The following is a 9,738-nucleotide window of genomic DNA, read 5'->3' as shown; positions in this document are numbered from 1 at the left end:
GTCACCTGTCCTCTTTCCGCACAGCGGCGATGTAGGCGATCGCCAGGCCGAGCACGATGACCATTGCGACCACGGAAATCGCGGCAGCATGGCCGAATTGGTAATCCCGGAACGCCGTCAGGTAACCGAAGAACGGGATCGTAGAACTCGATGAGCCGGGGCCACCGAAGGTCATCACGTAGATGAAGTCGAAACCACGGAACGCCCCGACCACGCTCAAGACGCCGAGGATGTACAGAGTCGGCCGGATTGCCGGGAGGACCACGTACCAGACGGTCTGCAGTAGGCCTGCGCCATCGACCCGTGCGGCGTCCCAGACCTCGAGAGGGATGTCGAGGATCGCTGATTTGAGCACAAGCGCCGCGAAAGGGATGCCCACCCAGACGGTGACCAAGCCGATGCAGAACAACGCCGTGGAGGGCTGACCGAGGAACGGGATGGGGGCCTTGACCAGTCCGAGATCCAGCAGAACGGAATTGACCGGACCGGAGCTCGACAGGAGGAACTTCCACAAACTGCCGACGACAACAGGCGGCAACGCCCAGACGAAGATCATGGTCGTCTGCACGGCGGAGTTGACGCGACTCGCTCCCCGGAGCAGCATCGCCGCCAAGAAGCCGAGTACCAGCGTGGCAACCATGACGAGCGCCACGAAAGCCAACGTCTGCAAGACCACGGTGCGGAAGGCCGGGTCGGCGAAGACGCTAACAAAATTGTCGACGCCGTTCAGCGGCCAGCTGCCCAGAAGGTTCTGTACGCCGACGTCGCTGAACGCCATGCGCAGCAGGATGTAAATGGGATAAAGGGCCAAGACTCCGAGCAGGACGGCCGCCGGAGCAGAGAAGAGCGCGTAAGTGGCCCAACGTCGGCGGCTTCCGCGCTTTTTCGCCCTACTCGAGACCGGGCCCTGGCGGGCTGGGAGCGTCGCCGCTCCCAGCCCACCAGGCTGTGCTGTCGTGTTCATCTGATCAGCCGGTTTCACGGATTGTTCAATTGGGAGACGACTTGATCGGCGGCTTCGGAGGCGCTGATGGACCCGCCTGCGAACGAGTTCCAGATCTTTCCCATGGTGTTGAGGAAGTCACTGACCTTCGGCGTGTTCGGGCGCGACCCGAGATCCTTGACGACCTTCGCGTAGACCGTCAGGTCGGGGTTGGACTGGATCGCCGGGTCCTCCGCCGCATCGCTCCGAACCGGAAGGCTGCCCGTCGCGGCCAGAATGTCCAGTTGAGCCTGCTTGTTCAGCAGCATGTGCTCGAAGAACTTGTACACGAGGGCCGGATACTTCGTTCCAGCACCGACAGAGAAGCCTTCGCCACCGCCGATTCCGTGTGCCCCGCTCGGGCCGGTGGGAAAGTCGCTCACGCCCCATTCGAACGAGTAATTAGCGGAGCGCGCGCCCTTGAGGTTCCAGTTCCCGTTCTGCACGAAGGCGTACTGCCCATTCGCGAAGATGTTGCCGTTGTCACCCTCGTTGTTGTTCGTGATATCTCTCGGGATGTACCCGGCATCGATCCACTGACCGAACTGTGCAAACACCTTCTCGACCGTGGCCTTATCGAACTTTCCGTAATTCTGCCCGTACGCATAGAGCCACGGCAGGAAATCGAACTCGCCGGAACCGTTCGGTTGGCCGCTCAGGAGGAATCCGTTGAATCCTGCCTTCTTGACCGCGGCCAAGGCCTGGCCGAACTCTTCGATGGTCTTCGGAGGTGCACTCACGCCGGCCTTGTCGAGGATGGTCTTGTTGTACCAGATGGCGGTGGTGTTGATGTAACCCTGCACCGAGAGAACCTTGTCCCCCGACTTCCAGATGACAGACGACGGGAACTTTGCCTTATCCGCGAATCCGGACCATCCACGAGTGATGTCCTGGATGATGCCCGCTTCATAGAGCTTTGCGCTGTCGGCCGGGTTATACAGGACACCATCGGGGATGCTCTTGCTGACCCCGCTGCCGAGCAGCTTGGACGTCATGCTTGCGTAGGGAACGATCGTCGTCTGGATCGTGACGTTCGGGTACTCCTTCTTGAACGAGTCCACGGCCGCATTCCACCACTGCTTCTCCTGCGGGCTCGACTGGTAATTCCAGAGCTTAAGCGTCGTAGTGACATCCTTCGCGGGGAGCGCCCAACTGGCCTGCTGAGTGCTCTCCGCACCCGACCCGGAACCGACGCAACCTGCAAGAACAAGAGAGACCGCAGCCGCGATCGCCCCGAGAGCGACCGCTCGCGCCCGCCTTCGCCTCCGGGGATCGCCAAGCTCGCGGCGAGAGTGGCTGAGGCGCAAGGGTAAGACTTCCATGACAACTCCTCTTCGAGTACTCGGACCAATCCTGTCCGGTCTGACCAGTTTTACAAGACGCGATGCAACCCGTCAATACCGCTCTGGAAGCCGCGTTGACAAGGCGGATACCGTCTGGCACTGTTCTGGTATTACCAGCCATACCAGAAAGGTTCAATGGTGAACTCTACCCCGAGGCGCCTGCCCTCTCCCCCGACCACCATTTCGGGCCTGGTTCCTCTCGCGATACTCGAAGGATCGGGGGACGGTCGACGACTCGCTGATGTCCTCACGAGCACCGGGATCGGCCTGGTCGAGGTAGCCCTCCGCACCCGTGGTGCGGCGGACGCGGCAGCGGAGCTGATCGCACACGGCGGCCTCTCTGTGGGGCTGGGCACCGTGATCGTCGCCGAACAGGTGCAGCTGGCCGACTCTCTCAACGCCTCCTTCGTCGTGAGTCCCGGCTTCGTAGGGGAGGTCGCCGATGCGAGTATCGACATTCAAATGCCCTATATTCCAGGCGTTGCAACACCGACGGAAGGCATCACGGCTCGAGCTGCGGGTTTCGATCTGCTCAAGGTGTATCCGGTACACGCACTGGGCGGGCTCGCCCTCATCGAGGCGCTTTCCGCCGTCCTCCCTCACGCTCGCTTCATGCCATCGGGCGGCGTCTCATCGACGACGGCAGCCGACTACCTCGCCCACCCGGCCGTGGCCGCAGTCAGCGGGAGCTGGATGATTCCCAAGCAATTGATCGTCGACCAGAACTGGTCGGGGATCGCGCGCCTCTGCCGAGACGCGCAAGAACTCGCCCGGGCAGCGGGAGAGGTGCGAGCGTGAACCCCGTACACGTTTGCACCCTGGGCGAAACCCTGGGTTTGGTTTGGGCCGAGGATTCCGTGGGTCTGGAAACGGCCACGACGGCGCGGGTCAGCATCGGCGGAGCAGAGTCGAACGTTGCGATCGGAGTGCGTCGCCTCGGGCTCAACGCCCACTGGATCGGGCGCGTGGGCGACGATTCGCTGGGCCGTCGCATCTCCCGAGAGCTGCGCGCAGAGGGCGTCACGACGAGCGTCGTTGTCGATCCGACCGCACCGACCGCCATCATGATCAAGGAACGGCGAAGCACGGGGCGCACCGCGGTCCACTACTACCGGGACAATAGCGCCGGCAGCCGCCTAGAATCCGGCGACATCAACCCGAGCATCATCGCCGGCTCTGCCATCCTGCATGTGACCGGCATCACACCATCCCTCTCATTGAGCGCCAAGGGCGCTGTCTTCTTCGCCATGAAGATGGCGCGGGATGCGGGCAAGACGGTGGCATTCGACGTCAATCATCGGTCCAAGCTGTGGCCCTCAGGCAATCCGGATGAGTTGTATCGGACGATGGCATCCCTCAGCGACATTGTGTTCGCGGGTCTCGATGAAGCATGTCTTCTTCTCGGCACCGCCTGCACTCCAGAGGAGGCGAGTGAGCGGATTTCGGCACTCGGGGCTCGACAGGTTGTGATCAAACTCGGCGACAAAGGGTGCCATGCGCTCGTCGGGGGTCGGCACTACGACAGCCCCGCCATACAGGTTCCCGTCTATGACTCCGTAGGAGCCGGAGACGCTTTCGTCGCGTCCTACCTCTACGGCGTCCTCATGGCTTGGGATGTTGAACACCGCTTGGCGTACGCGAACCGCGCGGGTGCGATCGCCTGCATGAATCCGGGAGATTGGGAAAGCCTGCCTCGATACGAGGATCTCCTTGTCGAGGACTCGTCCGACCCGGTGGTCCGCTAGGGTCCACAGACCCTGGGGCATGATGTTGGGCCGGTGCTCGACGCAAGAAGGGAAGGTCGCCATGGATTCGGGACCCGCGGTTCGTGAGGTCCAGTTGTGCGATGGCCGGTTGATGCCGCAACTCGGATCCGGCGTGTACAAGATCCCCAGGAGCGCGACCGCGGAGACGGTCACCGTCGAAACCGAGGCCGGTTATCGGCACATCGATACCGCCGCCTTCTACGACAACGAGACCGAAGTCGGCGAGGCCGTTCGCGGCTGCGGCATTCAGCGGCAGGACCTCTTCGTGACCACCAAGGTGTGGTGAACCGGCAACTGGTAACTCCACGCTCCGCTCGTTCGACGCCAGTCTCAGGCGGCTGGGTCTGGACTACGTGGACCTGTACATGATCCATTGGCCGGCGCCGAGACTCGACCAGTACGTCCCGGCCTGGCGCGCACTCCAATCTTCGCGCTCTCTGGACTAAAGCAACATTGTTTTGCTACGTTTGTGAAACACTGTTTCGTAACGAATATTGGAGGCACTATGACTCTCTCTCCATCCCCCCGAGTGGCCCTGGTCACCGGAGCCGGCAGCGGAATCGGGCGTGCGACCGCGATCGTGCTCGCCGAGCGCGGCGCTTCCGTCACGCTCGTAGGCCGCCGCGAGAGCGCTCTCACCCAGACCGCGAGCGAGATCGCCGAGGTGGGCGGTGATGCGTTGGTCTTCCCAGCCGACAGCAGCGACCCGAAAGCGATGCAGAACGTCGTCGCCGCGACCGTCGAGCATTTTGGGGCACTGCACTGGGCCGTCAACAACGCCGGCATCGCCGGCACGCCGGCCCCGCTGCATCAGGTCGCCGTTGAGGACTGGGCGCGGGTACTCGGCACCGACCTCACTGGGGTCTTTCTGGCTATGCGCGCGGAGATCCCCGCGATGCTCGACGCCGGGGGCGGTTCGATCGTCAACGTCTCGAGCGTGTTCGCCGACCGCGGACTGACCGTCGACTACTCCTCCGCCAAGCACGCACTCCGCGGCCTCACCCGGTCGGCCGCGCAGCAGTACGGCACGCTCGGCATCAGGGTCAACGAGCTCCAACCCGGCGTGATCTGGTCAGAGATGACCGAAGCAAATCCCGAGGGCACGCAAATCGTTGCCGACCGGGGGATCCCGCTCGGGCGCATCGGTGACGCGAAGGAAGTCGCCCGCGCCATCGCCTTCCTCCTGTCGGACGATGCCTCGTACATCACGGGCGCGCACCTGGCAGTCGATGGCGGATTCCTCGCCTGAGATGGGCTCGGACACTCAAGTAGAAAGGAAGACCATGCCTACGGCAATCGTCACCGGCGCATCATCAGGAATCGGCAAAGCCACAGTCCAAGCCCTGACCGACCGAGGTTTCACGGTGTATGGGCTGGCCCGCCGCAACGAGCTCCTCGCGGCCATAGCAGCCTCGACTCCGGCGTTCCGCCCCGTGCAGGGCGACGTGCGCGACAATGAAACGCTCGTCCAGCTGGTGGATCGCGCGATCGCGGAGACCGGTCGAATCGATGTGGTCGTCAACAACGCGGGCTATGGTTCATACGGCGCCCTCGAGGAGGTGGCCCCACAGGCCGCTCGCGCTCAGGTCGACGTCAACCTGCTCGCCGTGGGGCGGCTCACCCAACTCGTCCTCCCGGCGATGCGCCGCCAACGCGCGGGAAGAATCATCAATGTCTCGAGCATCGGGGGGAAGATCTACGAGCCCCTCGGGGCGTGGTACCACGCGACCAAGTTCGCCCTCGAAGGCCTGAGCGACGCGCTGCGAATCGAGGTCGCGCCATTCGGGATCTCGGTTTCCGTCATCGAACCCGGGGCCGTTCTCACCGAATGGGGAAGCGGCGCATCGACCTCGCTCCTCGATGTGAGCGGCAGCGGTCCGTACCGCGCGCAGGCTCTCGGACTCGGCCGCGTGCTCGACTCCACGGCCTCCAATCCTCGTCGCGCGACCGCGCCGCACGTCGTCGCGGAAAGGATCGCGCATGCGGCCACCGCGGCGCGACCTCGCATTCGCTACGTCGTGGGAGCGGGCGCAAAGCCCTTGGTCGCCCTTCGCCGACTTCTCCCCGACTCAGTGTTCGACGCTCTGATCAAGCGGCTCTTTCGACCCGTGGACGCCGACTCCGATCAGGTCGCCGATCAACCCACCACAAGCACTCGGTAACATCGATTCCGATATGCCTGACCCCTCCGGAGCCGGTTCACCCGCACGCTCGTACCAACGCGCGCGGAATCCCGAGCAGAAGAGCGCGCGCCGTGACGACCTCGTCGCCGCGGCGCGCGCTCTGGCGGAGCAGCACACGACGCGGCGGGTGACCCTCACGCAGATCGGTGAGCGAGCCAGGATCCACAAGTCAGGTGTACTTCGCTACTTCACCAACAAGGAGTCTGTCCTGCTCGTCGTCGCGTCGCAGGAGTGGCGCGCCTGGGCGGATGACGCCTGCTGTCAGCGCGATCCCATTGACCTTCTGGTCGAGCCCCTGATCAAGCGGCCACTGCTCTGCGATCTGATCGCGAACATGCCATTGTCCCTCGAGCACGAAGCATCACCCGCAGAAGTCCTGCGCTACAAGAGGGATGCGATGGAAGCCATCGACCGCGTCGGGCACAGCCTCAGTACGATCGGGGGCGCGCCCTCCCCCGCACAAGGCAGCTACCTCGCCTCGGTCGTGACGCTGTTCGCGGGCGCGATCTGGCAGATCGCAAACCCGAGCCCGGACGTTGCCGCTGCCCTGGGAGCGGATCGTCAACTCGCGTCTGCGTGCATAGATTTCGAGACGGAACTGCGGCGGTTCGTGGCGACTTTGCTCGGACCAGAGGCTCCAGGCAACCCAATCGCACCCTCCGTCGTCCCGTAGCCGCGCACTTCAACCCTGAGCTGAAACGATCTCGGGCCCTCATCCGGAGGGAGTGCCCGCGGCCGCTATGCCTTCGAAGAGTATCGCCGCGCCGAACGCCAGTATCAGAAGCGAGGCGATCGCCCCGATTGCGCGCGAGGCCCTTACACCTCCGATCCCGCCGAGCAGAGAACCGGCTGCCGCCAGGAGCAACTGCCATGCAAGCGACGTCACACCCACCGCCAAGACGAAGACCGCCGCCGACAACCACGATGCTCCCGGGCGCGTCACCGCGCCACTCAGGGCCACGAAGTACACCACAGTCAACGGGTTGACCGCCGTAAGGGCCAGGAACCGGACGTACGTCGCCGCGGACGAGCCCGGCTTCACATCGACCGTCCCCAACGGACGAGTTCGCCGATTGCTCAAAAGCTGACCAAAGCCGACAACGACGACCACCAGACCGGAACACACCAAGAAAGGCGCGCGGAACTCCTGGACGACGTGCGCCAACGCGACGCCCGCCGTCGTCGAGATCGCGCAATACAGCACATCGGTCGTTGCAACGCCCCACGCCGCTGACGCGGCGACCCGGAAACCGTCGACGACCCCTGTTCGCAGGATGAGCGTCCCCACAGCTCCGACGGGCATCGCCACACCCAGCCCCGCGGCGACGCCAGCGACCAGGGAGATCCAGATGTCGTTCAGCACAGTGGACAGCGTCCTATGGCATCGGGAAGGAGACGGAAGATTCAGCGGTGGAAGCGATATTCTTCACACGTGGACAGCATCGACGACAAGATTCTCGCCCTGTTACGTACGAATGCTCGCTGCTCATTCACTCAGCTCGGGCACCTGGTCGGCCTCAGCGTGAACGCCACGGCCTCCCGAGTCCGGCGCTTGGAGGAGACGGGGATCATCCTCGGTTACACGCTGATGACCGGAGCGGTCGCCGCCCCACGGGATGGCATCGAAGTGTTCATCGATGTGCGCCTCGCCCCAGCAACCGATTACCGCGAGTTCACACAGGCGGTCAAGAAGATCCCCGAGATCGTCGAGACGATTCACGTCACGGGCCCGTACGACTATCTCCTCAGGGCGCACACACCGAACACTCGCAACCTCGACCTGCTCCTCCGACGCCTTAAACGGGACTGCGGCGTCGCCCAAAGCCAGACGCGCATCGCGCTGCGCTCGGACTAGGCCGGCACCCGTGCACCGCTGGGAAGGATTATGGTCAGACCAGGCGGTCCGGTAAGACGATACTGCAGTGGGGCGGGAGGCCCGTGCGACTCGACCTAGGAGGCCCAGTGATGAAGATTCTCTTGCCCGACACGATCGAACTGTCTGTGACTGGCCGCCATGACATCATCGTCTACGACGTGACGCAGCCGCTTTCCGGAGCCGCTCTGGACGCGGAGGTTCTCGTCGTCTGGCAGAATCCGCAATGGCAGCTCGAGCACGCGGCGCGCGCAATGAACCGCCTGCGGCTCGTGCAAACACTGGCCTCGGGGCCCGACGCCGTGATGGCGGCCGGCTTCGGGTCCAACGTCCTGATCTGCTCCGGTCGATCGCTTCATGACGGTCCGGTGGCAGAGCACACCCTGGCGCTCATATTGACGTGTGTTCGGCGACTCGACCGACTGCGTGACGCCCAGCGGAACGGGGAATGGGATTCCGATTTCGTTGCCGCACAGAGCGCTGCAGATACACGCGCACTCTACACATTGGCGGGCGCGAAGGTTTTGCTGTGGGGTTTCGGTTCCATCGCGGCCACGCTCGAGCCATTGCTCACAGCGCTCGGCGCCGAGGTCATCGGGGTGGGGCGTACAGCGGGCTACCGCAACGAGACGAGGGTGATTGCGCAAGATGCCGCCGAGAACGTGCTGCCCGAGGCGGACGTGCTCGTTTCATTGGTCCCTGCCACCCCCGCCACAACAGACCTCTTCGACCGTCGGCTATTCTCGACTCTGAAACGAGGAGCGATCTTCGTCAACGTGGGACGCGGTGCGACCGTCGACGAGGTCGCTTTGGCGGATGCGCTGTCGACGGGCCAGCTGCGCGCAGCGGCAATCGACGTCGCGAAGGTGGAGCCGATCGCCCCCGATTCGCCTCTCTGGCAAACGCCGAATCTCGTCATCTCGCCGCATGTCGCCGGGAATCGGCCGGTCCGCGCAAGCGAACTCGTTCAAGCGAATATCGATCGGCTCGAGACAGGTCGGGACCTCATCAACCGGCAACCCCGGTGACGGCGAAGACGGGAGACGACCTACCGGCCGAGCCGAGCACGACGAGCGTTTGCGATGATGGCTGCCTGCAGCCACTCGGCGGCACCGGGGCGAGTGTTCCGCTCGATCCCATCCCTGAACCGATCGTCGTCGACGTACAGCTGACTCTTCTGGACATGGAACTCGTGATCCATCGCATAGAACCAGCGGCTGATGTGCACGCGCTGCGCTTCGGCGACGTCGATCGCCTCTTCTGAGGTCGGATCGGCCCCGGCATCCATGAGCTCGCGGATCCGGGCCTCGATCGCGGTGTTGCCGGCATTGATCTGCGCCCAGTCTTGCTTCGTGTACCGCGACACCTTCCTCGCCGACTCCTGGTAGGCGTTGGTTTCACCCCACCGGGCCTCGACCTCATCGAGAAGCTCGTCCTCTCGATCCGCGAAATCGCCCCACATCTCACGCTTGTCATCGTCCGACATGGGCGACCGCATCTGACGTCTGCTGTTCATGAGCGGGACGCTATTCCTTCCCGTAGCGTCAACGTCAAGTCGTTCGCGTATGGCGGCATCCGCGGCCGCAGCAAC

Annotated in this window: 13 protein-coding genes; 9 read left to right on the top strand and 4 right to left on the bottom strand. The window is 63.9% G+C overall.

Going from position 1 to position 9,738, the window contains the following annotated elements:
- Position 1: 1 nt before the first annotated feature.
- Both FPT20_RS00190 and FPT20_RS00185 read right to left on the bottom strand, forming a co-directional pair.
- Positions 2-778, bottom strand: coding sequence for a carbohydrate ABC transporter permease (locus FPT20_RS00190; protein ID WP_158861680.1), 777 nt, complete (start codon positions 776-778; stop codon positions 2-4).
- Between the two features lie 200 nt (positions 779-978).
- On the bottom strand, positions 979-2,304 hold the full coding sequence (locus FPT20_RS00185) for a sugar ABC transporter substrate-binding protein (protein ID WP_158861679.1): 1,326 nt from the start codon (positions 2,302-2,304) through the stop codon (positions 979-981).
- A gap of 156 nt (positions 2,305-2,460) precedes the next feature.
- On the opposite strand from FPT20_RS00185, the gene FPT20_RS00180 reads away from it, so the two are divergent.
- The 7 genes from FPT20_RS00180 (at position 2,461) to FPT20_RS00155 (ending at position 6,947) form a co-directional block, all read left to right on the top strand.
- Positions 2,461-3,123, top strand: coding sequence for a bifunctional 4-hydroxy-2-oxoglutarate aldolase/2-dehydro-3-deoxy-phosphogluconate aldolase (locus FPT20_RS00180; RefSeq protein WP_158861678.1), 663 nt, complete (start codon positions 2,461-2,463; stop codon positions 3,121-3,123).
- Positions 3,120-4,070 carry a sugar kinase gene (locus FPT20_RS00175; protein WP_199245613.1) on the top strand — a complete coding sequence of 317 codons (951 nt, stop codon included), beginning with the start codon at positions 3,120-3,122 and terminating at the stop codon, positions 4,068-4,070. Before FPT20_RS00180 ends, FPT20_RS00175 begins: the two co-directional genes overlap by 4 nt.
- 133 nt (positions 4,071-4,203) lie before the next feature.
- A complete protein-coding gene (locus FPT20_RS18090) occupies positions 4,204-4,377 on the top strand; it encodes an aldo/keto reductase (RefSeq protein WP_267902687.1) in 174 nt (57 codons plus the stop codon).
- A gap of 67 nt (positions 4,378-4,444) precedes the next feature.
- Complete coding sequence (locus tag FPT20_RS18085) at positions 4,445-4,537, top strand: hypothetical protein (RefSeq protein WP_267902686.1); 93 nt, start codon at positions 4,445-4,447, stop codon at positions 4,535-4,537.
- Between the two features lie 59 nt (positions 4,538-4,596).
- Positions 4,597-5,340: an SDR family NAD(P)-dependent oxidoreductase gene (locus FPT20_RS00165; RefSeq protein WP_158861677.1), complete on the top strand. Its 744-nt coding sequence runs from the start codon at positions 4,597-4,599 to the stop codon at positions 5,338-5,340.
- A gap of 34 nt (positions 5,341-5,374) precedes the next feature.
- Positions 5,375-6,253, top strand: a complete 879-nt coding sequence (locus tag FPT20_RS00160) for an oxidoreductase (RefSeq protein WP_158861676.1) — start codon at positions 5,375-5,377, stop codon at positions 6,251-6,253.
- Between the two features lie 13 nt (positions 6,254-6,266).
- The gene (locus FPT20_RS00155; RefSeq protein WP_158861675.1) at positions 6,267-6,947 is read left to right on the top strand and encodes a TetR/AcrR family transcriptional regulator; all 681 of its coding nucleotides are present in this window, start codon (positions 6,267-6,269) and stop codon (positions 6,945-6,947) included.
- Positions 6,948-6,986: 39 nt separating this feature from the next.
- On the opposite strand, the gene FPT20_RS00150 is transcribed toward FPT20_RS00155, so the two are convergent.
- On the bottom strand, positions 6,987-7,637 hold the full coding sequence (locus tag FPT20_RS00150; protein WP_158861674.1) for a LysE family transporter: 651 nt from the start codon (positions 7,635-7,637) through the stop codon (positions 6,987-6,989).
- Between the two features lie 69 nt (positions 7,638-7,706).
- Here FPT20_RS00150 and FPT20_RS00145 point away from each other — a divergent pair, with 69 nt between their 5' ends.
- Positions 7,707-8,129 carry an Lrp/AsnC family transcriptional regulator gene (locus FPT20_RS00145; RefSeq protein WP_158861673.1) on the top strand — a complete coding sequence of 141 codons (423 nt, stop codon included), beginning with the start codon at positions 7,707-7,709 and terminating at the stop codon, positions 8,127-8,129.
- 110 nt (positions 8,130-8,239) lie between these two features.
- A complete protein-coding gene (locus FPT20_RS00140) occupies positions 8,240-9,175 on the top strand; it encodes an NAD(P)-dependent oxidoreductase (protein WP_158867667.1) in 936 nt (311 codons plus the stop codon).
- A gap of 20 nt (positions 9,176-9,195) precedes the next feature.
- Here the strand turns inward: FPT20_RS00140 and FPT20_RS00135 are convergent, their stop codons facing one another.
- Positions 9,196-9,633: a TipAS antibiotic-recognition domain-containing protein gene (locus tag FPT20_RS00135; RefSeq protein WP_158861672.1), complete on the bottom strand. Its 438-nt coding sequence runs from the start codon at positions 9,631-9,633 to the stop codon at positions 9,196-9,198.
- Positions 9,634-9,738: the final 105 nt, after the last annotated feature.

Origin of the sequence: Leifsonia sp. AG29, assembly GCF_009765225.1 — a bacterium.
Lineage (GTDB): Bacteria > Actinomycetota > Actinomycetes > Actinomycetales > Microbacteriaceae > Leifsonia.
Note: the sequence above shows the minus strand (reverse complement) of the source record. Positions and strands in the feature narration are given on the sequence as shown.